13 protein-coding genes and 4 pseudogenes are annotated in these 25106 nt (G+C 63.0%); 4 read left to right on the top strand and 13 right to left on the bottom strand.

The features are described from left to right. Positions 1-195 precede the first annotated feature (195 nt). From XARJCFBP2528_RS14780 to XARJCFBP2528_RS14790, 3 genes are all read right to left on the bottom strand, one after another. On the bottom strand, positions 196-2208 hold the full coding sequence (locus tag XARJCFBP2528_RS14780; protein WP_047124825.1) for a M13 family metallopeptidase: 2013 nt from the start codon (positions 2206-2208) through the stop codon (positions 196-198). A gap of 184 nt (positions 2209-2392) precedes the next feature. Beyond that, positions 2393-4498, bottom strand: coding sequence for a M13 family metallopeptidase (locus XARJCFBP2528_RS14785; protein ID WP_016903791.1), 2106 nt, complete (start codon positions 4496-4498; stop codon positions 2393-2395). 363 nt (positions 4499-4861) lie between these two features. After that, positions 4862-6964, bottom strand: coding sequence for a M13 family metallopeptidase (locus XARJCFBP2528_RS14790; protein WP_026064643.1), 2103 nt, complete (start codon positions 6962-6964; stop codon positions 4862-4864). 340 nt (positions 6965-7304) lie between these two features. Here XARJCFBP2528_RS14790 and XARJCFBP2528_RS14795 point away from each other — a divergent pair, with 340 nt between their 5' ends. Then, entirely contained in the window at positions 7305-8903 is a 1599-nt protein-coding gene (locus XARJCFBP2528_RS14795; protein WP_026064642.1) for a phytoene desaturase family protein, read from the top strand. A 103-nt stretch (positions 8904-9006) separates the two neighbouring features. On the opposite strand, the gene XARJCFBP2528_RS14800 is transcribed toward XARJCFBP2528_RS14795, so the two are convergent. After that, a complete protein-coding gene (locus XARJCFBP2528_RS14800) occupies positions 9007-12081 on the bottom strand; it encodes a TonB-dependent receptor (protein WP_016903788.1) in 3075 nt (1024 codons plus the stop codon). 341 nt (positions 12082-12422) lie between these two features. After that, positions 12423-15409 (bottom strand): annotated as a pseudogene (locus XARJCFBP2528_RS14805) (TonB-dependent receptor plug domain-containing protein). Positions 15410-15748: 339 nt separating this feature from the next. Here XARJCFBP2528_RS14805 and apbC point away from each other — a divergent pair. Both apbC and dcd read left to right on the top strand, forming a co-directional pair. Further along, a complete protein-coding gene (gene apbC, locus XARJCFBP2528_RS14810) occupies positions 15749-16600 on the top strand; it encodes an iron-sulfur cluster carrier protein ApbC (protein WP_016903787.1) in 852 nt (283 codons plus the stop codon). A gap of 96 nt (positions 16601-16696) precedes the next feature. Further along, the gene (gene dcd / locus XARJCFBP2528_RS14815; RefSeq protein WP_010366727.1) at positions 16697-17266 is read left to right on the top strand and encodes a dCTP deaminase; all 570 of its coding nucleotides are present in this window, start codon (positions 16697-16699) and stop codon (positions 17264-17266) included. 22 nt (positions 17267-17288) lie between these two features. On the opposite strand, the gene XARJCFBP2528_RS14820 is transcribed toward dcd, so the two are convergent. The 7 genes and pseudogenes from XARJCFBP2528_RS14820 to XARJCFBP2528_RS14860 form a co-directional block, all read right to left on the bottom strand. Continuing rightward, positions 17289-17474: a LiaI-LiaF-like domain-containing protein gene (locus XARJCFBP2528_RS14820; RefSeq protein ID WP_016903786.1), complete on the bottom strand. Its 186-nt coding sequence runs from the start codon at positions 17472-17474 to the stop codon at positions 17289-17291. Positions 17475-17954: 480 nt separating this feature from the next. Continuing rightward, on the bottom strand, positions 17955-18122 hold the full coding sequence (locus XARJCFBP2528_RS23885; protein ID WP_006452352.1) for a LiaI-LiaF-like domain-containing protein: 168 nt from the start codon (positions 18120-18122) through the stop codon (positions 17955-17957). 27 nt (positions 18123-18149) lie between these two features. After that, positions 18150-18587: an HIT domain-containing protein gene (locus XARJCFBP2528_RS14830; protein WP_026064952.1), complete on the bottom strand. Its 438-nt coding sequence runs from the start codon at positions 18585-18587 to the stop codon at positions 18150-18152. Then, positions 18584-19246 (bottom strand): dienelactone hydrolase family protein, encoded by a 663-nt coding sequence (locus XARJCFBP2528_RS14835; RefSeq protein ID WP_016905084.1) that lies wholly within the window; start codon positions 19244-19246, stop codon positions 18584-18586. Before XARJCFBP2528_RS14835 ends, XARJCFBP2528_RS14830 begins: the two co-directional genes overlap by 4 nt. Before the next feature lie 603 nt (positions 19247-19849). Then, positions 19850-21618: pseudogene (locus XARJCFBP2528_RS24460) on the bottom strand (hypothetical protein); the annotation flags it as partial. A gap of 12 nt (positions 21619-21630) precedes the next feature. Then, positions 21631-22176, bottom strand: a complete 546-nt coding sequence (locus XARJCFBP2528_RS14855) for a phage tail protein I (RefSeq protein ID WP_016905089.1) — start codon at positions 22174-22176, stop codon at positions 21631-21633. Further along, positions 22169-22417: pseudogene (locus XARJCFBP2528_RS14860) on the bottom strand (baseplate assembly protein); the annotation flags it as partial. The pseudogene XARJCFBP2528_RS14860 and the gene XARJCFBP2528_RS14855, both read right to left, overlap by 8 nt. Before the next feature lie 63 nt (positions 22418-22480). On the opposite strand from XARJCFBP2528_RS14860, the gene XARJCFBP2528_RS14870 reads away from it, so the two are divergent. Beyond that, a protein-coding gene (locus XARJCFBP2528_RS14870; RefSeq protein WP_102596355.1) for an IS3-like element IS1403 family transposase occupies positions 22481-23583 on the top strand; the annotation gives its coding sequence in 2 pieces (ribosomal slippage) (positions 22481-22739 and positions 22739-23583; 1104 coding nt in all). 20 nt (positions 23584-23603) lie between these two features. Here XARJCFBP2528_RS14870 and XARJCFBP2528_RS14875 read toward each other — a convergent pair. Continuing rightward, positions 23604-24266: pseudogene (locus XARJCFBP2528_RS14875) on the bottom strand (baseplate assembly protein); the annotation flags it as partial. Between the last annotated feature and the right edge of the window lie 840 nt (positions 24267-25106).

Raw genomic sequence — 25106 nt, forward strand, 5'->3', positions numbered from 1 at the left:
ACGCCCCGATTCGTAGGAGCGGCCCTGGCCGCGATGGGGCGTTACCGGTAAGGCCTTATCGCGGCCGGGGCCGCTCCTACCAAGCGAGCGTTGTCATGGACGAAACGCCAGGCACAAAAAAAGAGCGCGGAGTCCGCGCTCTTTTTTATTGCCTGCCACTGCGTGTGGATTGCCAGTGACTTCCTGGTGCTTGAATCAGCGCCAGATCTTCAACTGCTCGGCATCCAGGCGCTGCATCGGCTGGCCGGCCTTGCAGCTGAACGCCGCACCGAACTCCGGCAGGTTGGACAGCGGACCGTTGGTGCGCCACTGGCCCGGCGCCCGGATGTCGGCGCTGGCGCGCTGCACCGCTTCGTTCGGCGACAGCTGCTGGGCCCACAAGCCGGCCCAGGCAGTGAAGAACGCCTGCTTGTCGGCCTCGGTGGCCGCTGGCTGTGCCTTGCTGAAGGCCTGCCAGGCCAGTTCGATGCCGGCCAGGTCGGCCAGGTTTTCTTCGGCGGTCTGTGCACCGTTGACCTTGACGTTGGGCACGCCCGGGTACGGGTAGGCACCAAACTGGCTGGCCACCTTGTCGGTCAGCAGGGTCCAGCTGGTCTTCTCGGCCGGCGTCCACCAGCTGCGCAATTCGCCCTTGGCATCGACCAGCGAGCCCTTGGCGTCGATGGCGCGGGTGATTTCGTGGGCGACCAGCGCGCCGTAAGCGCCGTACTGCGCGGCCGGCGTGCTGCCGGCGGTGAGCACCGGCGACTGCAGCACGGCGGCGGTGATGATCAGGCGGTTCTGCGCGATGTCGTAGGCCACTGCCGGCTGCTGCGGCAGCACGTCCCAGCGCCGGTCGGCGTTGCCCTTGCCGATGCGCTTCATCTCCTCGCGGTGGCGCCAGGTCGAGGCGATCAGCATGTTGCCGCCGAAGCTGCCGCGGCCCATCGGCTGCACGGTGTAATCCAGATCGCGACGCGGCGCGCCGACTTCGATCTTCATCGCCGCCAGCTTGGCCTTGGCTTCGGCGATCACCTCACCGTTGCCCCAGCCGGTGCGCTCCAGCGCGGCCAGCTGCGCGTCGCGCACCTGGTCGGCGATGGCTTCGGCCTGGCGGCGCGTGTCGCTGCTCAGGTAACGCGCCACGTATTCGCGGCCGAGCATCGGGCCGGCGGCGACATTGATCGCGTCCAGCACCTGCTGCCAGCGCTGCGGCGGCAGCGCATCGCCACGCAGCAGACGGCCGCGGAACTGGTATTCGGCATCGTGGAAGCTCTTGGACAGGTACGGCGCCATCGCATCGCCCACGCGCCAGCGCAGATAGGCCTTCCACTGGTCCGGATTGATGCTGACGATCATGCTGTCGAGCTGCTTGAACATGGCCGGGTCGGCCATCGACACCAGGTCGTCCTTGACGCCCTGTGCCTCCAGGAAGTCGGCCAGGCGCAGATTCTTGTACTGCTTGGTCAGCTCCTTGGTGGCGATCGGGGCATAGTTGTTGAACGGGTTGTTGATGCCCTGCACCGACTGCGCGCTGCGCGCCAGCGCGGTCTCGATCTGCAGCACCGAGGCGGCATCGGCGTCGAGCCGGTCGGCCGGGGTGCCGGTCAGCGCCAGGATCTGCTTGACATAGGCGCGGTAGCGGCCCATCAGCGCCTGGGTGTCGGCGTCGGTGCGCGTGTAGAACGCCGGGTCCGGCAGGCCCATGCCGCCCTGCATGAAATACCCGATGTGGCGATCCAGCGCCTTCAGGTCCACGTCCGGGCCGAAATTGAAGCCGACCGGGATGCCGACCTGATGCAATGCTGCGATGGAAGCGGGCACATCCTTGGCCTTCTTGATCGCGTCGATGCGCGACAGCAAGGGGGCGATGGGGTTGGAGCCGTCCTTTTCGACGGATGCCTCGTCCAGGCCGCTGGCCCAGAAGTCGCCGAGCAGTTTCTGCACATTGCCCTGCGGCGTCTTCATCGATGCATCCAGCAACTCGCGTTGCTGCTGCAGCGCGCGCTCGGACAGCTGGCCCAGCGCGGTGACGGCACCGGCCTGCGGCACCGGGTTGGCCTTGAGCCAGCCGGCATTGGCGTAATCGTAGAAATTGGTGCAGGCCGCCGAGACGGCCGGCGCCTTGGGAGCAGCCTTCTTCTTGCGAGCGGCGTCGGCGTCGGGGGCGGACAGCAGCGTGATCAGGCTGAAGCCAAGAGCGAGGGCAAGCGGACGAATGGTGGGCATCGAGAAGAAGGGTGGCCAGATTGAAGTCGGCGGAGTTTAGCAAGGCTGCGCCCCGTGCAGGCGGGCGCGAGCTGCCGTCGACCCTCGGTGCCGGCCGCTTGCATGAACGCGACAGGCCCGCGGGTGCGGGCCTGTGCGTGTTGCGTTGCTGCTGGAAGCGATTGCAGGCGCTACCTGCACCGAATTACCAGATGACCACGCGGTCTTTCTCCGGGCGCACCATTGCATCGCCCGGCTTGCAGGCGAAGGCGGTGGCGAACTGCGGCATGTTTGACGGTGATGCGATGGCGCGCAGGTTGTCCGGTGAGTGCGGGTCGCTCGCCAGGTAGACCAGTTGTTGCTGCTCGCGCGTCTGTCCGCGCCAGTTGCGCGCAAAGCCCAGGAAAAACCGCTGCTCGGGGCTGTAGCCGTCGATGCGCGCGACCCGCTCGGGATGCTGGCGCAATGCAGTCTGCAGGGCGTCGTAGGCAATGTTGATACCGCCCAGGTCGGCAATGTTCTCGCCGAGGGTGAGCTTGCCGTTGACATGCAGCTTGGGGTGGCTGGGCAGCGGAACATAGGCATCGAACTGCTTTACCAGGGTATCGGCACGCTGTTCGAATGCCTTGCGATCCTGCGCCGTCCACCAATTGACGTTGTTGCCCGCACCATCGAACTGGCTGCCTTGATCGTCGAAGCCATGCGTGGCTTCGTGCCCGATCACCGCGCCGATGGCACCATAATTCAGGGCATCGTCGGCATTGGCATCGAAGAACGGCGGTTGCAGAATACCGGCCGGGAAGTTGATGGTGTTGGTGCTGGGGCTGTAGTACGCGTTGACCGTCTGGGGCGTCATCGACCAACGCTTGCGATCGGTGGGCTTGCCGATTTGAGCGATGTCATAGCGGTAGTTGAACTTGGCAGCCGCCTGCAGATTGCGGTAATACGCCCCCGGCACGATGTCCAGCCCCGACCAGTCGCGCCAGGTGTCGGGGTAGCCGATGTTGGGCAGGAACGCGTTCCACTTGGCAAGCGCCTTTGTCTTGGTTTCGGCGCTCATCCAATCCACGTTTTCGATGCGCGTCTTGAGCGCGGCGCGGACGTTGTCGACCAGTTCCGCCGCGCGTTGCTTGGCTTCGGGCGTGAAGACTTTGGCGACGTAGAGCTGGCCAAGGCCTTCGCCCATGGCGGAGTCGAGCGCGCGCAGGACGCGTTTCCAACGCGGGCGTTGCTCCGGCTGCCCGGACAGAGCCTTGCCGTAGAAAGCGAAGTTGTTGTCGACAAAGGCCTTGCTGAGATGTTTGGATGCATCGTCGATGGTGTGGAAGCGTAGATACGCCTGCCACTGTGCAATGGGTGCACTCGCCAACTGGTGGTCGAACGCAGCGAAGAAGCGCGGTTGCGACAGCGAGAAGCCGGCACCGACATCCACGCCTTGCGCGGCAAAGAAATCTTTCCACGAAAAGTGCGGGGTGAGCGCGTCTGCCCCGGCAACGCTGACAAAGTTGTACTGGTTCTTGGGTTGGCGTGCGTCGGTCGGCGAAAGCGACGCAGCAGCCAGGCGCGATTCCAGCGCCATCACGTCCTTGGCCTGCGCCTTGGCCACATCGGCATTGCTGCCGGTGAGCTCGAACGATTTGGCGATGTAGGCCAGATAGGCTTCACGAATGGGGGCGTACTCGGCGGCGGTGTAGTAGTCCTTTGTTGGCAGGCCGAGGCCGCCTTCGTTGGCGAAGGCGATTTGCTGGTCTGCCTTGTGGAAGTCCGCGCTCGCGCCGAACTGGAAAACCTGGCCGTCACCCTCCGCATAGCGGCTCGCGATGTACTTGGCGACATCTTCCGGGGATTTCAGCGCCCCAATCGTCTCCAGCAACGGACGGATGGGTTGGTCTCCCGCTGCCTCGATTGCGGCTTCGTCCATGCCCGAGGCATAGAGCAGGCCAAGCTTGCGTGTGAGCGGGTCGGTCTGCGTGTCTGCCTGCTTCGCGGCGCTTTCAACAATCTCACGCTGCGTTGTCAGGCTCTTTTCTGTCAGCTCGTCGAACATGCCCCAACTGGTGCGGTCGGCCGGAATCGGATTGGCCTTGGCCCAGGCGCCATTGACGAAGTCGTCCAGGTTTTGGCACGCGCTGGCTGCCGGGCCCAGCTCGCTGATATCGAATGCGGGTTTGCTGGCTGTCGTGGCCGGCGGCGCGGCAGGCGCCGAAGTGGCCGCTGATGCCGGGGCGCCATCTGCATCGGAGGCGCGCTTGCAGCCAGGCAGGGCGACCAGCAGGGCCAGGGCAAGGGTGGAGGTCTTGAGCAAGGGCATATCTGGCATCGGCGAGGAAATGGACTCCGAGCATAAGCGGACGCCGCCTTGCGAGCGCCGGGCTTGAGGTTTGTTGAGCTTGGCCTGGAGACACCGGTTCACGAAGCGCATCCGTTCACCGGGTACAGCCACGGCAATCCAGTCCGGCGCTGCACAAGCGCTTGTCTCCGGCGTGCCTGCTAAAGCGCTCCCGAGCGAGGTGCAGCCTGCTTGGTTGCCGGAATGGCCTGCCGATTTCCGGTTGGGTTACAGGCGCCGCCAGTGCGGACGAAAGAGGTTTGCGCACCCGCCAACGGCGCCACGGCGCACACAAAAAAAGCGGCGATCCGAAGATCGCCGCTCGCTCTTGCCAATGTCGCGCAATTACCAGATCACGACCCGCTGATCGCCTTGACGCACCATCGCATCGCCGGCCTTGCACGAGAACGCGGCGGCAAACGCCGGCATGTTCGACGGCGCACCGATGGCGCGGAAGTTGGCCGGGGCATGCGGATCGGTCTTCAGGCGCACCGCCAGTTCTTCCGGAGTGAAGTTGCGGCGCCACACTGTTGCCCAGTTGAGGAAGAAGCGCTGGTCACGGGTGATGCCGTCGGTCTTGGGGTCGTCCTTGCCGGCGGTGGCGGTCTTCATCGCGTCGTAGGCGGTGTTGAGGCCGCCCAGGTCGGCGATGTTTTCGCCCAGGGTCAGGTCACCCTTGACCTTGTCACCGGCCGGGGTGCGATAGCCGTCGAACTGCGCGACCAGCTTGCCGGTGCGTGCCTTGAACGCGTCCAGATCCTTCTGCGTCCACCAACCCGGATCGGCGATGAAGTTGCCATCAGCGCCGAAGCGGCTGCCCTGGTCGTCGTAGCCGTGGGTCATCTCATGCCCGATCACCGCACCGATGCCGCCGTAGTTCATTTCCTCCGGCGCATTCGGGTCGAAGAACGGCGGCTGCAGGATCGCGGCCGGGAACACGATCTCGTTCTGCAACGGGTTGTAGTAAGCGTTGACCGTCTGCGGGCTCATGCCCCATTCGGTCTTGTCCACCGGCTTGCCGATCTTGGACAGGTTCCATTTGTAGTTGTACTCGGACGCAGCCATCACGTTGCCCAGGTAGCTGTCGCGGCTGGTGTTCAAGCCGTTCCACTCGCGCCACTTTTCCGGGTAGCCGATCTTGGGCGTGAAGCTTTCCCACTTGGCGATCGCCTTGGTCTTGGTTTCCGGGCTCATCCAGTCCAGCTTTTCGATGCGTGCCTTCAGCGCGGTGCGCAGGTTGGTCACCAGGGTTTCCATCTTGGCCTTGGAATCGGCCGGGAAGGCGACCTTGACGTACATCTGGCCCAGCGCTTCGCCGGTCTGGCCATTGATGGTCGCCAGCACGCGCTTCCAGCGCGGCTTGATCTGCTTCTGCCCGCGCATGGTCTGGTTGTAGAACGCGAAGTTCTCATCGACGAATGGCTGGCTGAGGAACGGCGAGGCGCCATCGACGGTGTGGAAGCGCAGGTAGGCGCGCCAGATCGCCGGATCGGTGTCGGCGATCATCTTGCTCACTTCCTGGTGGAAGGCCGGGATCGCCAGCGAGAACATCTCCGGCGTGGCCACGCCCTGCGACTTGAAAAACTCGGTCCACGACCAGTTGGGGGTCAGCTTGTCGGCATCGGCCGGCGAGATCGGGTTGTAGGCCAGCGAGGCATCGCGCGACATCTGGGTGCTGGTCTTGGAGACCTTGGCCAGACGTGTCTCGAACGCGACCACCTGCTTGGCCTGCGCGGCGGCATCGGCCGCGGCCACGCCGGACAGTTCCAGCACCTTGGCCACGTGCGCCTGGTAGGCCTCCAGCTTAGCCTTGTTGGCGGCGCTGGTGTAGTACTCCGGATCCGGCAGACCCAGGCCGCCCTGCATGGCATAGGCAATGTTCTGGCTGGACTTCTTGAAGTCCGCCTCGGCGCCGAAGCTGAAGAGCTCGTTGTTGCCCTTGGCGGCGCTGCTGCGCAGATAGTCGACCAGTTTGGCCCGGTCGTTGATGGCGTCGATCGCGGCCAGTTCCGGCTTCAGCGGCTCGATGCCCTGGGCGTTGATCTTGGCCTCGTCCATGCCGGTGGACCACAGGTCGCCGACGATCTTTTCCACGCCGGTGGCGCTGGTGTCGGCCGCGGCCTGTTCGACTAGTTGCTGCTGGATCGCATTGGAACGCTCGTCGAGCATCTCGAACGCGCCCCAGCTGGTGCGATCGCTCGGCACCGGGTTGGCGGCCAGGAACTTGGCGTTGGCGTACGCATTCAAATCCGTGCAGGCGTTGCCGTTGGTATCCAGGTCGGCGGCGGTGAACTGGTTCACGGCCGGCAGCTTGCTCTGGTCCAGGGTCAGCGTCTTGGGAGCCGCCGGGGTGGTTGCGGCGGTGTCGGCCGCGGGCGCGGCCGGCGCGGCGTCTTCGGATTTCTTGCAACCGCTCAGCGCGGCGGCCACGGCCAGGGACAGGGTCAACAAATGAGGTGTACGAATCACAAAGGGCTCCAGGAGCAGATGTGGGAAGCCCCGTCGCCGGGGCTGTGGCCGGCACTCTACGCCTCGCCAGCCGGATGGCATGGTGTCGAAGGTCATGGGTGCGGCGTGTGTAGGTGAACCGGCCCGACGTTGTCCGGATGGGCGACAGTCCTGCGCAGGACACCAGGCGCAGTGGCGGCCCGGTGTTTTCGCATCCTGTGCGCTGTGGCTTGAGGCTGTGCTTACCTGGTCTGGCAGTCTGTGTCGTTGCGCGGGCGGCGGTCGAGAGGGGCGAGTACCTGAATGCTCCTGCTGTGCAAGCAGTGCTATATACAAGCGCATGCCTACCGCTTCCGAACCGTTGGATGCCCTGATCATCGGCGCGGGCCACAATGGGCTGGTCTGCGCCGCCTACCTGGCCAAGGCCGGCAAGCGGGTGCTGGTGCTGGAAGCGCGCGACGTCGTTGGCGGCGCAGCGGTCACCGAAGAATTCCATCCGGGGTTTCGCAACTCGGTGGCGGCGTACACGGTGTCGTTGCTGCAACCCAAGGTCATCGCCGATCTTGACCTGGAGCGACATGGCCTGCGCGTGGTGGCGCGCCGCATCAACAACTTTCTGCCATTGCCGACTGGCGAGTACCTGCTGGCCGGCGCAGGGCGCACGGCTGTGGAAGTCGGCAAGTTCTCCGCGCGCGATGCCGCTGCATTGCCTGCCTATGAAGCGCGCCTGGAGCAACTGGCCGATGTCCTGCGTGCGCTGGCATTGCAGCCACCGCCGGATGTCAGCGATGGTGGATGGCTGCGCGCGTTGCCGCAGCTATGGCGCGCGGGCAAGCTGGGGCTGCAGCTGCAGGAACTACCGCTCGCGTTGCGGCAGGAGCTGCTCGACCTGTTCACGATTTCGGTCGCCGAGTATCTGGATCGCTGGTTCGAAAGCGCTCCGATCAAGGCGCTATTCGGTTTCGACGGCATCGTCGGCAATTACGCCAGCCCTTACACGCCGGGCACGGCTTACGTGTTGTTGCATCACGTGTTCGGGCAAAGCAATGGCGTCAAAGGCGCCTGGGGGCACGCCATCGGCGGCATGGGCGCGATCACCCAGGCGATGGCCGCCAGTGCGCGCGACTCTGGCGTGACGATTCGTACCGGCTGCGCGGTGGAGCGCGTGCTGGTGGAGCAGGGGCGTGCGGTCGGTGTCATCACCGTCCAAGGAGAGACGCTACGTGCGCGTGCAGTAGTGGCCAACGTCAATCCGAAGCTGTTATATCAGCGTTTGATGCAGCCGGACGATGTCCCCGCGGCGACGCGAGAACACATGGCGCATTACCGCTGCGGATCGGGCACGTTCCGCATGAATGTCGCGCTTTCGCGGCTGCCGGATTTCACCGCCTTGCCGGGAACGGGCGATCATCTGACTGCCGGGATCATCCTGGCGCCGAGCCTGGATTACATGGATCGTGCCTGGCAGGACGCGCGCGCTTCGGGATGGTCACGCGAACCGGTGGTCGAGTTGCTGATTCCCAGCACGCTGGACGACACGCTGGCACCGCCCGGTCAACATGTGGCCAGCCTGTTCTGCCAACACGTAGCACCGCAGCTGCCGGATGGCCGGCATTGGGACGATCATCGTGAGGAAGTCGCCGATCTGATGATCGCGACGGTCGAGCGCTACGCCCCCGGATTCGCGGCCTCGGTGCTGGGCCGGCAGATCCTCAGCCCGCTCGATCTGGAACGCATCTTCGGGCTGATCGGCGGCGACATCTTCCACGGCGCCCTCAGCCTCAATCAACTTTTCAGCGCACGCCCGATGCTGGGGCAGGGCGCCTATCGCGGCGCGATTGCCGGGCTGTATCTATGCGGGTCCGGCACGCATCCCGGTGGCGGGGTGACCGGTGCGCCTGGGCATAATGCGGCGCGGGTGATAGTGCAAGTTGATTGAGACGGCGCGATGACCCTCAAAAAAAAGCTCCGGCAGGACCGGAGCGCAGTGCATTTGAATGCGGTATCGAAGGCGCGTGGCGACGCCTTCGATACCGATGCGATCAAAAATCGTATGACGCAGTCAGACGCATGTAGCGCGGCTGGTTGTAGCTCCAGGCTTCGGTGCCTAACCCGTACGTGTTGGACACGGTCCGGCGGGTGGTTTCGTTGGTGGCGGACACACGATTGACAGAGCGGTCGTTCAGTACATTGAACACGTTGAGCGAAAACGCCAGCTTGTGATCGGCGAAGGCCGGACGGTAGGTGACGCCTAAATCCAGATTCTTGATCCAAGGGGTCTCACCAGCACCGCCCGCAGAAACCGGCTGTCCGTAGCAGTAGTGATACGCCGAATTATAGCCAACCGGATCGTAATTCAACTCTGCGGCGTTAGGCCCCGCGTAATAGCCCAGGCAGGACTTAGGCGTGCCGGACGTGACCCGCACCGTAGCCGACGCAAGCCACTCAGGTGTGAACTGGTAGGCGCCAAATGCCTTCAATTGATGTCGACGATCGTTGGCCAGGTTGCCACCTGCGTAGTACATCAGTTCCGCCGCATCCCAGTCCTGAGTCTTGGAGATGTCTGCTTGCCCAAGGTCAGACTTCACCTGTCCTTCGGTGTTGCCGTACAGGTGCGACCAGGTGTAGTCGACGCGGCCATACCACTTTTCGTCGAAAGGATGCTCGATGAATAGGTCCACGGCGACGTAGTTGCGCTTAGCTTTGTCTGTGAAGCCCCAATCGGACTGCGACATGCGCAACTGGGTGTAGCCAGAGCCATCGGTATTGGCAAGGTTGTAAGTATTGGTTTCGCCAGGGTTGAACATCACGCAACCAGGAATGCTCACGCTGCTAGTGTCGCCGCCCGCCGCTTCGAGCGTATCGGCCATACGTCCGGGATCGCAGACATCGTCGATTGCTGTCTGCAATTTGCGGTAGGTGACCTTTGCGCCCGAATTCCACTTCTCGCCAAGCGTCTTTTCGAATCCGATCAGGAATTCGTCCTGATACTGCGACTTGAGATCGCTTGGGGCGAACGAGTTGGGATCCGGCGCCAGGCCATACTCCCCGTTGGAGGAGACCGGACCAGGGCCGAGTGCAGTCAGGCCGGTTGGTTCGCCGTTGGCGTCGATACCCGTGTAAGTGAAGTATTCGCTGGTGTACGTCGAAGCCGACGCTCCGCGGATGGCGACCTGGTTCGGTAACGCGAGATAGTAGCGGCCGATATTGGCGAACACCTTGAAGGAAGAATCGCCAAAGACGTCCCAGCTGGCGCCCAGACGCGGAGCCCACTGGTCGCCGCTGTCCACATAGGCCACATGGTCGCTGTTGTAGTTGGTGAACTTGTCGTTGCGGATGCCCAGCGTGAGTAGCCAGTTATCACTGACCTGCCAACGATCCTCAAGATAGTAGGCTTTCTGTTCGACGGACATGCTGGTAGCCGTCGTAAAGATACGCCGGTTCACAAAATAGCCATCGCCACCCGATGGGCCGACGCCCAGAGAACCGCTGATAGGTTCGCTGGGGTCGTCTTGGTGACCATAGATCCAGCGATAGCCTGGCCCACTGGTAAATACGCCTTCGTCGTAAGCGTTGAAGTACATATTGTCCACGCCAGCGGTCAGGTCATGGTCGCCCAGACGGTAATTCAACTCCAGGCGAAGATTGCGGCTCTTGTTGATCGGGTCGCGCGCTTTGACCGTGGTGGTGGCCTGCCCATTGGTTATGCGCCTGCCGCCAGTGATTGCTGGATCCTGCAGATTCGAGCTGGCGATGTTGGGCAGTGCCGATGCACCCGGATTCCACTGCTGGTTATGCTGGGTATCGCGTCCCCAGGTCGCATTCAAAGTCAGGTCATCGGTGATGTAACTGGTAAATTTCAGAATGTCGACGCTGTCCTTGAGCTTGTATGTATCCGTAAACAACCCGGACGGGCCCTGATCCGTGTACGAAGCGTAGTCGTAGTTGCTGTAGACACCGGAGCGACGATCGGTATTCTCGATTCGTGTGTACTCAAGGATGTTGCTGTCGTTGATGTTCCAGTCCAGCTTGCCGTAGAACTTCGGCGAACTGTTGTCGTAATGGCTACGTCCCTGATTGTTCGCGGCCGTCGCGATATTGGTGGTCGCGCCGTCCACTTTGTCGGATTCGCCAGCCACGAACAGGAACAAGCGATCTTCGATCAGGGGGCCACCCGCGTAGGCGCTATAAACCGTTCTGTTCTGCACATCGCCTTTACCGCGGCGGTAAATCGTCCCGGGCAGTTGATCATCTTCATATCCATAATCGGCCGGAAGCGTGCTATTCGGATACCAAGCATCGCCACGCGAGCTCGCCAGCGACTTGGGTTCCCACACTGCCTGAGCACCGAAGTGCCACTCGTTGGTACCGCGCTTGCCCACCTGGCTGATGACGCCGCCAGTCGAGCGGCCGTACTTGGCGCTGTAGCCACCCGTATAGGTTTCCTGCTGGTCGATCGCGCCATAAGGAAGGCTGAGGCCGCCGAGGTTGTTGAATGGATTGGTGACGTTAACGCCGTTAATGTAATAAGCGTTTTCCGTCACACCGGCTCCACCAAACGAAATGGTGGAGCGCGAACCATTGTTGAAAGCACCGCTTCCGGAGATCGCACCTGGCGCCAGCAACGCAATCGCTTCGGCACTACGTCCCAGCGGCAGCGTTGCCAGCTGTTCGGACGTGATCACCGAACGCGAGCTGGTGGAGCTGACGTCGATCTTCGGTGCATTGGCGGCAGTGACCGTGATCGCGCCGAGCGTCGTTGCATCGGCACTGCCGCTGGCAGCTGCGCCGGCAAACGACACCTCGGTGCCGGATCCGACGCGCAACTGCACGTTCTTGCGGGTGTCGACGACCTGATCGCCACGCTTCAAGGTGACGGTGTAGGCGCCGACCGGCAACGAGCCGAGGTTGTAACGGCCATTGGCGTCGATGGCGATCGTACGGCTGAGGCCGGTGTCGCTTTGAACGACGATGGTGCTGCCGGCTTCCGAGGGAGCGCTACCGTAGATGCTGCCGGTGGTGCTTTGTGCGTAGACCGCGCCATTGGCGAGACAGGCGCCGAGCACAACAGCCAGAGCGGTGCGCTTGAGGGCATGGCGACGAATTTGATTGCTCATTCCTAACCTTTCAGCTGGGTATCGGGAGAAGTGGCGGTCATCGAGGAGTCAGATGGCCTTAACCCGAACGTAATGAATGTGTGGTCTGAGTCGCAAGCGGTTTGAATGATTCGTTAATGAAAAGGGCGAGATCCGCATCGAATATGCGGATCTGCGCACAAATTGCCGGGCGCGCGGACAAGTGAGCACTAAGGCCGCACAAGTATTCATTTTTGTCAGTGCGCGCGATGCAGCATGAAATTTGCCCCGATTGACCACACGCGGTGCGTCTGCGGTATCTGCAGATGGTTGTCGTGGTTGCTTGGCTGGTTTCATCTGAAACATCAATTTGCCAACGGCGGTCAGAACCTGACAGTCGTACCCAGGTAGAAGAACCGGCCGATGTTGTCGTACAGCGCGGAGGTGAAGTCCGAGCCGAAGTAGTTACGCGGCGGATCTTTGTCGAAGGCGTTGTCGATGCCGAGGTAGACGTCGATCTTCGAGCCGGGGAACTGATAGCCGAACTGGACGTTGTGGTAGGTGTACGAGCCGTTCTTGATCGGACTGGCCGAGCCCGGATTGCTGTTGTAGCTTTCCGGCGTCACGCGCAGGTTGCCGTCCACATAGTTCATGTCCCACGAGGCGCGCCACTCGTTCCAGTCGTACTTGGTCTGGAACTGGGCGCGCCAGCGCGGATCGGTCACGTAGGTCACGTACTCGTCGTATTCGGCCGGGAAGTCCTGGAACACCCATTCGCGCGACTGGATCAGGCGCGTGCCGACAAGGCGCAGCACGGTGTTGGCTTCGCCGAGCTGGAAGCGGTAGTCCATTTCCAGATCCACGCCCACACGCCGCGAGCGTGACAGGTTTTCGTTGAGCGCCTGCCAGCCGATGATGCTGTGCTCGGGATAGATGCGGCCCTGCGGGTCGGTGAATCCACCCAGCGGGGCGCGCTGCACGAAGCCGCAGAAGCTGTTGTTGATGCCGCCTGGATTGTCCACGCAGCGCGTGGCATTGGTCTCTGCGGTCACGGTGCCGATCGCGTCCTGCAGGTCGATGCGCCAGTAGTCGATCGACATGCCGAAGCCGTCGAAGAACTCCGGCTGCCACACCAGGCCATAGGACAGGCTGCGCGCGCGCTCCGGCTTCAGTTCCGGATTGCCGCCGCTCACGCCTGGGCGGGTCGAGGTGAAGGTATCGATCCAGCCCACCGGTACGCCCAGCGCACTGCAGTTGGCCTGGCGCAATGCCACATCGCCCGCGGTGCCCGGGCGGTTGGTATTGGTCGGCAGGTAGTTGCAGGGGTCGTTGATGGTCGCAAAGTTTTCGCTCTGCGAGTCGTACAGCTCACCGATGCTGGGCGCACGCACGGCCTGTGCCACGGTGCCGCGCAGACGCAGCGACGGGATGATGGTCCAGTCCAGGCCCACGTTCCAGGTCTTGGTCGAGCCGATGCTGTCGTAGTCCGAATAGCGTCCTGCCACATCCAGCGCCAACCGGTCCACGGCCGGCAGGCCGGCAAGCAACGGAATGGTGCTCTCGACAAAGATTTCCTTGACGGTGTATTCGCCACCGCTGTTGGGGATGGCGTTGAGGAAGGTCGCTCCCGAGGCCGCCAGCGGATCGGTGATTTCCTCGCTCTGCTCCTTGCGGTATTCCACGCCACCGGCAAATCCGATGTCGCCGGCCGGCAGCGACAGCAGGTTGCTGTTGGCCACCGACGCGCTGAACACGGTCTGCTGGATCTTGGCCTGCGAGCGCGCGGTGGTGTTGAACCATGCGGCTGCTTCCGGGGTCACCGCGCCGTTGCCGAACACACTGAACGGCACGCAGCCTTCGCGCGCCAGCGCCGAATAGACGCGGTTGGTGTGGGGATTGATTGCGTTCGGATCCAGCGTGGTGCGGCAGACGATGTTGCCGCTGGCATCACGTGCGGCATCGATACCGGCCTGCCAGCGCTCGTTGATGCGGTTGTTGAGGTTCAGCCGGTCGACCGCGGCCTTGCCGTAGTTGGCGGACACGTCGTAGGTCCAGTTGTCGGTAAAGTTGCCTTCGGCACCGAGCACTGCGCGATAGGTCTTGCGTTCGATGTTCTCGCCGCGACGGCCGGCATCGACGTTGAAGCGGTTCATCAGGATCTGCGTGGCACCGCGCGAATCCATCAGCGCACCGAGTTCGGGGCTGACATACGGATTCTGGCGACGCACGCGCAGCGAACTGTCGAAGGCCGGCTGGCCGAAGAATTCCGAATCGGTCTCGCTGTACTTGCCTTCGAAGAACAGGCGATGGTTCTCGCTGACCTCGAAGTTGATCATGGTATTGACGCTCTTGCGATCGAAGCCGGGCTGCAGGTCGGCGACCGCATTCAGATCAACGAAATCGCAATCCACGCACGAGGTGTTGCTGACCACCGTGCCGTTGTAGCGGTTGCGGCGGAAGCTGCCGTCCTGGTTGAACAGGTAGCGGTTGCCATAGCTGGCCGGGTTGCGGAAATCGAAGGTACCCAGGTTGAAGGTGCCGCCGTAGGACGTGGAATGATTGCCGCCCGGGCCGCTGAGCACGTTCTGCGGATTGCGCTCGCTCGGCGGTTGGCTCGGATCGAACCCCGGGTTAGGAACCGACGATACTCGCGGCCGATGGCGCGGTTGCCGCGACCGAAGCGGTCCTGCTTGCTGTATTCGCCCGACACCGCGATGTTGCCGCGGCCGTCCGCAAAGTCGGTGCCTGCCGAGAAGCTGGCGAAGGAGCGGTTGTAGTTGCCCTCATCGGCCAGGCCGGTCTGCGCGCGCGTCTCGAATCCGGTGAAGGTCTTCTTGAGGATGAAGTTGACCACGCCGGCCACTGCGTCGGCACCGTAGACGGCCGAGGCACCACCGGTGATGACTTCGACGCGTTCCACCCATTCCACCGGAATCGTGTTGACGTCCACCGCAGTCGAGCCCGGGCTGGAACCCACGTGGCGACGGCCGTCGACCAGGACCAGGGTGCGGTCGGTGCCCATGCCGCGCAGGTCGAGCAGGCCCAGCCCGGCGGTACCGATGAAGCGGGTGGAATTGCCCAGCGTGTAGCTCGGTGCCAGCGCCGGCATGCGCGCCATCAGGTCGCTGATGGTGGTCGCGCCGGTGGCGCGGATTTCCCCGGCACTGATCGCGGTGACCGGCGAGGGCGTGACAAAGCCGGTACGCGCAATGCGCGAGCCGGTGACAGTGACCTTGTCCAGGTCGGTGGTCCCGGGTCCCACCCCGTTTTCTGACTGCGCGGCAGCGTGGCCGGCAGAAGCGGCCAGCACCGCAAACAACGCGGTGCTCAAACGATGACGCTGGGTGTGTTGAGGAAGACGGCTCGACATGACCTTGCGGATTCCTCGCTGGGATTTTGCGAAACAGCTGTGCTCGCTGAGCGCTGGCTGAACTGGATCCCGAACGTAACAATTCCTTACTCGTGTGTCCGCATTTGTGAAATTTGTCGCTATTTGACACATAAGTAAGCGAGCAGCGCCGATGTCTGGTGGCAGCTTGAAACGCATCTGCCTGTGGCCGAGCCGGTAAACTGCCGGTCTTCCCATGCGCTGCGCCTGGCGATGCAGCCATCGCTGTGTTGGCAGCGCACGACGAATCAGGCAGGCAATGACGACAATGGTGCAATACGCTTCAAGCAAGGCGATCGACCTCCCCCAGAGCGCACGCGCATGAGCGGCGAGCGCAGAACCCCCGCACACGCGGTACAGGGCGCGCTGGCGCCGCATCCGCGCATCCGCAATGTGATCGCGGTGGGCTCGGGCAAGGGTGGGGTGGGCAAGTCCACCACCGCGGTAAATCTGGCGCTGGCCTTGCGTCAGCAGGGCGCGCGCGTCGGCGTACTGGACGCGGACATCTACGGGCCGAGCGTGCCGGCGATGCTGGGCCTGAGCGGGCGGCCGGACAGCCCGGACAACAAGTCGATCGAGCCCTTGCGCGCGTTCGGAATCGAGGCGATGTCGATCGGCTTGCTGGTCGATCAGGACACGCCGATGATCTGGCGCGGGCCGATGGCAACCTCGGCATTGACCCAGCTGTTCAACGATACCCTGTGGGACGACCTGGATTACCTGCTGATCGACCTGCCGCCGGGCACCGGCGACATCCAGCTGACCTTGTCGCAGAAGATCCCGGTGGCCGGCGCGGTCATCGTCACCACGCCGCAGGACATCGCCACGCTGGATGCGCGCAAGGCCTTGAAGATGTTCGAAAAGGTCGAGGTGCCAGTGCTCGGCATCGTCGAGAACATGGCGGTGCACACCTGCAGCCAGTGTGGCCACCGCGAACACCTGTTCGGCGAAGGCGGCGGCGAGCGCATGGCCGCCCAGTACGGCGTGCCCTTGCTGGGGTCGTTGCCGCTGGCGATCGCGATCCGCGAGCAGGGCGATGCAGGCCAGCCGATCGTGGTGGCCGCGCCGGAGTCGGCGGCAGCGCAGGCCTATCTGGCCGCTGCCGCGCGCCTGTCCGAGGAACTGGGCAAGCGGCCGCGCGCCAGCATCCCGATTTCGGCTTCGCTGCTGTAGCGCGCAGGCCGGCGCTGGTGCCGGCCGCTTGCTAGAATTCGCTGCCTTTCGCGCGGGCCGCTCGGCCTGCCGCCTTCCGTCTTCAAGGAACACCGCATGAGCATCAAGAGCGACCGCTGGATCAAGCGCATGGCCGAACAGCACGCGATGATCGAGCCGTTCGAACCCGGCCAGATCAAGCACGACGCCGCCGGCCAGCGCATCGTCAGCTTCGGCACTTCCAGCTACGGGTACGACGTACGCTGCTCGCGCGAGTTCAAGATCTTCACCAACATCAACTCGACCATCGTCGACCCGAAGCACTTCGATCCGGGCAGCTTTGTCGATATCGAGTCGGATGTGTGCATCATCCCGCCCAACAGCTTCGCGCTGGCACGCACGGTGGAATACTTCCGCATCCCGCGCGACACCCTGGTGGTGTGCCTGGGCAAGAGCACCTACGCGCGCTGCGGCATCATCGTCAACGTGACCCCGCTGGAGCCGGAATGGGAAGGCCACGTCACGCTGGAATTCAGCAACACCACGCCGCTGCCGGCGCGCATCTACGCCAACGAAGGCGTGGCGCAGATGCTGTTCTTCCAGTCCGACGAAGTCTGCGAGACCTCGTACAAGGACCGCGGCGGCAAGTACCAGGGCCAGACCGGCGTGACCCTGCCGCGCACCTGATGCAGTGGAGCAGCCGCGGCCTTCAGCAGGGCGCTGTGGCCCGCTCGCGGTAGCGCAGCAGTTGGCGTACGCCGGCGGCGATCAGCAGTGCCGGCCACCAGGTCGACACCAGGTTGCCCAGGTCGATACGGGCCAGCCCGAGGTTGTCCAGCAGAAACAGCGTGCCCAGCGTGATCAGGAACAGGGCGGGAATCAGGCGATAGTGCATGGCGATGTCCTCGGTAGGTGTGCGCCCATGCTGCGCGCAACACGCCCACCGATCAGGTGCCGGAAGTCAACTCTTGCCGATGACAAACGTCATGTCGGCAAGGTCATGGCTGCATTGGTGGCCGTGTCGTGTTCGCTGGCAGTCCTAGGGATACAGGGGCCCTGGCTCTCTACGGGTGCAGTCGGCTAGCGCATGAGGCTCCACGCGTCCCCGCATCCGCCCCTTCGGGGCACCTTCTCCCGATGGGAGAAGGGATGTCGGCGCTCTGACCAGGCGCTGGGGCTGATCGACTGCTGGAATCGCTCCATTCCATGTTCATGGGCGCTAACGCCCATCATGCGCACAGGCGAGAGCCGCGCCTCAAGGCGCATTGCCGCATCCAATCAGTGACAGATCAGCAGCTACGGCCGGATAGTCCGGGAATCAACAGCGCCAGAAGCGCGCTCTCACGATTCCCCAATCCCGATTCCCGATTCCCGGCTATTTGCCCCGCCCAAACAACATCCCCACACCGCAGGCGACCAACGCCGCCGGCCACCACGTGGCGATCAGCCGGCCAAGGCTGACGTTGGTCCAGCCCAGGTTATTGGCCAGGAACAGCAGGCCGACGAGGATCAGGATCAGCGCGGCGACGACATTGGATTTCATGCGGACAGGTGGTTGTGAGACGGGCGCCTATCGTAGCCGCTGCGCCCACGCAGCGACATGCTGGTGCAGCGCGTCGGCCTCGAAGCGCTGCGCGCTGCCGCTGCCCCAGACCGGGCCAGGCCAGGCCGCATCGCCCGGATGCCGGCCGACCAGATGCACGTGCAGCTGCCGCACGATGTTGCCCAGTGCGCCGATATTGAGCTTGGCGACCCCGGGCTCGACCCGCAGCAACTGCGAGAGCTGATTGATCTCGGCCAGCAACAGACGCTGCTGGCCGCTATCCAGATCGATCCACTCGCTGACATCGGCGACCCGCGGCACCAGCACCAGCCACGGGAAGCGGCTGTCGTCCATCAGCCGCACCTGCGACAGCGGTCCGTCGGCGACGAACACGCTGTCTGCGGCCAGCCGCGCATCGAGCTGGAAGCCGCTCGCCCCGGACATGCCGGCTGCAGTCCCGCTCATCCCAGATGCGCTTCGAAAAAGCCCAGGGTGCGCTCCAGCGCGCGCTCGGCGCTGTCGGCGTCGTAGTGGGTGGGGTCGATGCTGCGGTTGAAAGCGTGGCCGGTCGGATACACGAAGGTTTCCATCTGCGGCAGCTTCTCGCGGTGGGCCTGGATCGCCTCGGGCGGAATGCTGGTGTCCTGCTCGCCGAAGTGGAACATCACCGGCGCCTTCGGGGTTTCGTCCAGCAACTGGGTGTTGCGGCCGCCGTAGTAGCTCACCGAGGGCAGGCCCAGGCGGATCGCCGACAGCAGCGCCACCGAGCCGCCCCAGCAATAGCCCACGGTGCCGACTTTGCCGGCGCGGCCGAGCAGGGTGGCGGCGGATTTGACCACCTCCACCGCGCGCTCCAGGCCGACCGCATTGGCCAGTGCCAGGCCGCGCTGCAGGCTTTCCTGGTCGTAGGGCAGCTGCACGTCCTTCTCTTCCAGGTCGAAGAAGGCCGGCGCCAGCACTTCGTAGCCGCGTGCGGCGTAATCGTCGGCCACCGCGCGGATATGTTCGTTGACGCCGAAGATCTCCTGGATCACCACCAGGCCGCCGCGCGGGCTGGAGGTCGGGGTGGCGTGCCAGGCGGCGACCTGGCCGTCGGGGGTGTCGAGCGTGGTCCAGTGACCCATGGGAACTCCTGCTGCGGTAGGGGGAAGGCGCGCATTATCGACCGGATCGGCGGCGCTGCAGGTGAGGGTCTCGCTAAGATGACCTTGCCTGCCCGCAGCGCGGTTCAGAGCGCTGCCCGCGCGCCGCTGTAATTGCTCCACTCAGGCCCCAGGCCGCTCCGTTCCCAGGCTCCTGCTTCCATGTCCCAGCTGAACCCCAAAGTCGGCTTCGTCAGCCTTGGCTGGCCTAAAGTCAGTTGAAATAGATTTTGATGTTGATGCGGTTTATATGGGTACTGGCTTCGACAGGATGCGCAGGTGGCCGTTGCCGATTAAGAAGTTGCGGTACGACTTTACGGCCGCATCGAAGGCCGCAGCAGCGATCTCTTGGCCAACTGCTATAACGCGCCCATCCTGATCGACAACCGCAAGCCTCGCTGGTCTACCGTCAGCGGTCTGGACGCTCAATCCCTCATGACTCAACGCACTGACAATCACCGCCGCGTGAGCCGTATCCGTAATGCACTCGCTGCTGGCCTGCCGTTGCAGGTTCTGTGTCATCGCCCCGTACCCCCTGTCAGTCGCAGACCCATCTGCACCACGTTGCTGGCTGCAGGACGGGGCAGCGAGGTCTGCCTGCAGCCGCCGGACGGCGGTGGACAGTTGCTTGATGGCATTGAATGCGACCGGCAGGAGCTGATCGATGTGCACCGCCGGGACCAGCTCGCCGTCAAAGCTCACGCCGTGTGCGTCCACTGTCTCAGGCATGAGGTCCAGCAACTGCTCTGCATCGAAGAACAGGCGCACGCGCCCATCCGGGTTGTACTGCTCCTTGTAGCGCCCCAGCAGCGTGGTGACCTGTTCCACCTCGGCCAAACCATAAGGCAATGCGCCGATGATGTTTTTGAGCTTGCGAGAGGAGCCGAAGTCAAAACCGCCAACGGCAGACAGCGCGCCAGATGTGGACAGCCCCATGCGCTGCTGCAACGTGCCGTTGTAAGTCGCCATGCCGATGCGAAGGTGGCCGTTATCGCTCCAGAAACCGATGTTGTAGCCGCCATCGATCAGCCCGAAGCCGCCACCGAAACTGCCTGAGCTCAGGTGGGCAAAGCTGTTGACGCCGTTGCCTGGACTGCTCACGGTCGGCTGCAGCAGCAGGCTACCTGCGGTGTTCAGAACTGCCTCTGCCGCGCCGCTGAAGGCACCGTTAGGACGAAGGTAGATGCTTGCGCCGCCCTCGGCCCCAAGGATAGTTACGTTGCTCTTGCTGATGAAATAGCCAGACGCGGAGCCGAAGCTATCGGCATGCACGGATCCGCCAAACGAGCCTGCGCCCGTGACGGCGACCTGCGTGGTTTCGAGGTACAGCGCGTTGCCGCCCGTACGGATGCGACCGACCACCCAGGCGTTGTTCTGCGTATTAACGAAATCAATGACTGGCGTGCCGTCGTTGTAATCACGCATGAGCACTCGCCCGGAGGCTGAGACGACGGCATCAAACGCACCCTGCGCGCCGCCGCTGAGATTGATCGCCAGACGCGGCACTGTGAGCTGCCCGGTCATGACATCGCCTGTCTTGACCACGTAGTTGGCGTGTGAGTGGTCGGTAGGCGTGAACGTTTGCGGTTTGTTGCCTACCTGATCCCACGATGGCCACGCAACCGCCGTTGCAGGAACTCCTGTCAAATTCTCCCACGCGCGGTAGTAGGCGCCGTGCTGCCCGTCGAGCTTGTCAGCATCCAAATTGTTGCCGGCACCTTCGTCCTTTAGGGCGGCGCCCTTCAGTTCGAGTGCAGCGCGGCGCTCGTGACGCCCAGCAGCCCGCGAATGAATGCGGATGGTGAACCGGCACCCAGGCGAGCGTCCAAGATCTTCTTCAATAGCCATGCGGTGATGACGCGGATCTTGTCATTACCTGCAGAGGCTTCTTCCTCCGTCGCCAGCTCGACGATCCCGGCCATTTCAGTGGTGGCGGCCGGGTCAGTGAAGTTGGTTGCGCCGAAGGAGATCTGCTTTACATCGATGTCGGCAAGGACAGCGTCCAGGGCGAGCAGTAGCATGGCGGCGGCCGCCTTGCCCAGTAAGAGGGCTGGCTGACTGTAGACAGCGAACAGCGTGCCGTTGGACAGGTAAAGGCCGAATCCGTAGCAGTCATAGACGGCATCGGATTCATCACGAATGGACACGTGAATTGTGTCGTCGGCAGTGACGGTCCCGCCCACCGCCGCTACCCGCTTGATCTCACCTGGCAGCGCGGTCAACGCGGCAGAGACGCTAAACGGCGCGTTCGCGATGCCAACATGGCTGATCAGCACCGGATTGGTTCCGGTGTTGGGTGCATTGACCAGTGCGGCACGGCCTGCAGTGGTAACTTGAAGCTTGAGTCCGGGCATGTCGGTATCCAGTTACTGGGCATCCATGAGCAACCGCCGATAGACGGCTGGCCGCGCAACAGCGAGAACGCCGATGCGGGCTTCTGCTTGGAATCCTTGGGTGAAAGTGAAGTGCGAACGGACGGGCTTGGTGCGCTCGACTTCGGCGATGACTTCGTTGACGAAGCGAGACGTGGCGGTCTGGCCATCGGTGCCGGTCAGCGTGAGCGTCAGCTCGAAGGTGTGTGGCGCGCCTGGCGGCTCGGTCTGCCACCATTCGCGGATGGCCACCGCGCCGCCGAACGACTCGACGACCATGCGCACGCTGTTGGCGGTGCCTTTGCGGCGCTGGATTGCCATGGCGCTGCGCAGGCGCGAGCGCTTGACCGCATCGCTCCAGTCGGCCTTCCAGTCGTCGACCGATAGCGTCCACGCCAGCCACGGCAGATGACCGGCCGGGCAGGTGTCCGGATTCCACAGGTCTGGATACGGCAGCGGGATGGCTTCCAGGCGCTCGGCGACGGCGGCCAGGGCGCGCTCCATCGGCGTGGCGTTGGGCGGCAGCGGGGAGTTACTCATCGATACCGGCGTGCACGATGTCGATCGCGGTGCAGTAGGCAGCCTGCGTGCGGCTGATCCGGATGTCCGCTGCAGGCGAATCCAGTTCTATGCGCTGCACACCATCGGCGAATAGCTTGGCCTTGATCGCTGACTCCGGGACATCACGGCCGATGCGGTGTGCCTCATCCAGATACGCCCGCAGGCTACGCAGCGCCTCACGCATGACCACTGCCGAGTCAGGGCCGGCATAGGTGCGACGTCCCCCCAATTTTGAGTAGCACCTCAGTTTGGAGTCCAATTCCCTACCCCAAGGAGATTGGACGTGAAGAAGCGTTTTACCGAAGAGCAGATCATCGGCTTCCTGCGCGAAGCCGAAGGCGGCGTGGCGATCAAGGATCTGTGCCGGCGCCATGGCTTCAGCGAGGCCTCGTACTATCTGTGGCGTAGCAAGTTCGGCGGCATGAGCGTGCCCGATGCCAAGCGGCTCAAGGACCTTGAGGCCGAGAACGCGCGGCTGAAGAAGTTGCTGGCCGAGCAGTTGTTCGAGAACGACCTGATCAAGGATGCGTTGCGAAAAAAGTGGTGAGCGCACCGGCGCGTCGTATGCTGGTGCGCGAGTGGATCGGGCGTGGTGCCAGCGAGCGTCGTGCGCTGGCAGTGATCGGCATGAGCGCCAGCGCGCTGCGCTATTGCCCACGCCAAGACCGCAACGGCGAACTGCGCGAGCGCATTCTTGCGCTGGCGCATCGCCATCGTCGCTATGGCGTGGGGATGATCTATCTCAAACTGCGACAGGAAGGGCGCATCGTGAACTACAAACGCGTGGAGCGGTTGTACCGCGAACAGCAGCTACAGGTCCGACGGCGCAAGCGCAAAAAAGTGCCAATAGGCGAGCGTCAGCCGCTGCTGCGGCCAGCGCAGGCCAACCAGGTGTGGTCGATGGACTTCGTGTTCGACCGCTCCGCCGAAGGCCGAGTGATCAAGTGTCTGGTGATCGTGGACGACGCAACGCACGAAGCGGTCGCCATCGAGGTGGAGCGCGCGATCTCTGGGCACGGGGTTGCGCGCGTCCTGGATCGGTTGGCACACAGTCGCGGCCTGCCGCAGGTGATCCGCACCGACAACGGCAAGGAGTTTTGCGGTAAGGCAATGGTCGCCTGGGCGCATGCCCGTGGCGTGCAGTTGCGGCTGATCCAACCAGGCAAACCGAACCAGAACGCCTACGTCGAATCCTTCAACGGCCGGCTACGCGATGAATGCCTCAACGAGCACTGGTTCCCGACGTTGCTGCACGCGCGCACCGAGATCGAACGCTGGCGACGCGAATACAACGAGGACCGACCCAAGAAAGCAATTGGCGGCATGACGCCGGCTGCGTATGCCCAACATCTGGCAAACACCGATATCATTAACCCGGGACTCTAAACCAAGCCGCTACTCAGGGCGGGGGGATGTCGGGTGTAGACGCGCCCACGAATGGCATACGGGACAATCTGGGCGCTCTGCACCGTGACACTGTCGGTCAGCGGGCGCACGTCATCGTTGGTGAGAATCGAAGCGACCTGGTCCAACAACGCCTGTGGAGCCGTGCCATCGCCGGTGCGCGACTGGACGGTGACCAGCACTTGTCCGGGTGCGGGGCTGGTGGCACTGGCGTCCATGACATCGGCCGCTGCGCTCAGCGCGTGATAGATGTACGCGCCCTCGGGGCCGGCAACGCTGAAGCCCTCCGGTGCCAGCTGGATCCGGCGACGAAAGTCCATGTCCGACTCAAAGGTCGGTGGGGTGCTGTTCTCCGGCTGCCCTGCATCGAGCACCAGGCGCGCGACGCCAAACAATGCGCCCAGGTGATCGAGGTTGGTGCCGGTGGCGAAGGCCAGCATGGTCTGCTGGGCCTTGTCGTTGGCGCGCTGGCGGAGCAGCAGCTCGCGGGCCGCGAACAACTGCAGGAGCTTGTAGACGGGATCCGACTCGGTGAGTGCGGAGAACTCCGGCATGAGCCGGCGAAACTGGGCAAGAGCCTCAGCGAAGATCGTCTCGAAGTCCAGCGCCTCGATCAAATCCGGCGCCTGCAGCTTAGAGAGGTCAACTGCATTGAAAGAAGCCATAGTGGCACCGATGGGGAACCCAGGTAGGGTTCCCCATCAGGTCGTTCAGACCAATGCAAACGCTTTGTAGAGCGCTGCTTTACAAGGCGGTCTGAACTAAAGGAGTTGCGTTTTAATTACTGAAAATCAGTGCAGGCATTTGCCACGATCAAGTAATTGGTTGTGAATTCAGAAAATATGATTACCTGTCTACGCAAATCCACTCGCCAGTGACATTAAATTTACCTGACCCGATCAAATCTGCACTCGTCCTTCCGAGACGTACTGACTTTGTTTGTGGAAAGCCGCCCTTGCACCTGGCATATCCATACTTCCATTGGTTGCTCCAAATCTCAGATCTGGATGGGCCATCCTCATTGTATGAGGTCATCTCGCTTGCTTGCCAGAACGCACCCATGTCTCTTGCAGAAGCTGCGCCGGCGAGTACCGTGGCTAGCAAGGCACCAACTAACAAAAATTTATTTCGTGCAGTACGTGAGGTTGAGTGCGGTGAAGTGCTCATTATTTCTCCGTTCGATTGGCGTGGCGTGGGGTGCGTGGGAAGTTTCTTAAACAGCTAGTCACTCACAGCCGAGACTACAATTCAGGCGGGAAGGAGCAATGGAGGCCACTTCGTTTGGCAGCGTTTTTCTTCGCGAAAATCAGTTGAGCCGCACAGATCATCTAAGTAACAGGGGTCTTATTGAGACTAGCCATCCCCAAGGTGACTTAGGATTATGTTTTCTGTGATGTGACGATCTTCTTTGGTAAAACCCAATAACATGCGCTTTTCGGTAATCCCCCGCTTTTAGCGGACTCCAGAAGTGGAGTTATGCAGCCATCGCCAGTTTCATCGCTGGC

It is taken from the genome of Xanthomonas arboricola pv. juglandis, from assembly GCF_001013475.1.
In the GTDB taxonomy this organism is placed as follows: Bacteria; Pseudomonadota; Gammaproteobacteria; order Xanthomonadales; family Xanthomonadaceae; genus Xanthomonas; species Xanthomonas arboricola.

What these genes read in the sequence shown, in the direction of transcription:
- XARJCFBP2528_RS14780 (WP_047124825.1), bottom strand. Translation starts at nt 2,208, where the DNA reads ATGCCCACCATTCGTCCGCTTGCCCTCGCTCTTGGCTTCAGCCTGATC.
- XARJCFBP2528_RS14785 (WP_016903791.1), bottom strand. Translation starts at nt 4,498, where the DNA reads ATGCCCTTGCTCAAGACCTCCACCCTTGCCCTGGCCCTGCTGGTCGCC.
- XARJCFBP2528_RS14795 (WP_026064642.1), top strand. Translation starts at nt 7,305, where the DNA reads ATGCCTACCGCTTCCGAACCGTTGGATGCCCTGATCATCGGCGCGGGC.
- XARJCFBP2528_RS14800 (WP_016903788.1), bottom strand. Translation starts at nt 12,081, where the DNA reads ATGAGCAATCAAATTCGTCGCCATGCCCTCAAGCGCACCGCTCTGGCT.
- apbC (WP_016903787.1), top strand. Translation starts at nt 15,749, where the DNA reads ATGAGCGGCGAGCGCAGAACCCCCGCACACGCGGTACAGGGCGCGCTG.
- dcd (WP_010366727.1), top strand. Translation starts at nt 16,697, where the DNA reads ATGAGCATCAAGAGCGACCGCTGGATCAAGCGCATGGCCGAACAGCAC.
- XARJCFBP2528_RS14820 (WP_016903786.1), bottom strand. Translation starts at nt 17,474, where the DNA reads ATGCACTATCGCCTGATTCCCGCCCTGTTCCTGATCACGCTGGGCACG.
- XARJCFBP2528_RS23885 (WP_006452352.1), bottom strand. Translation starts at nt 18,122, where the DNA reads ATGAAATCCAATGTCGTCGCCGCGCTGATCCTGATCCTCGTCGGCCTG.
- XARJCFBP2528_RS14830 (WP_026064952.1), bottom strand. Translation starts at nt 18,587, where the DNA reads ATGAGCGGGACTGCAGCCGGCATGTCCGGGGCGAGCGGCTTCCAGCTC.
- XARJCFBP2528_RS14835 (WP_016905084.1), bottom strand. Translation starts at nt 19,246, where the DNA reads ATGGGTCACTGGACCACGCTCGACACCCCCGACGGCCAGGTCGCCGCC.
- XARJCFBP2528_RS14855 (WP_016905089.1), bottom strand. Translation starts at nt 22,176, where the DNA reads ATGAGTAACTCCCCGCTGCCGCCCAACGCCACGCCGATGGAGCGCGCC.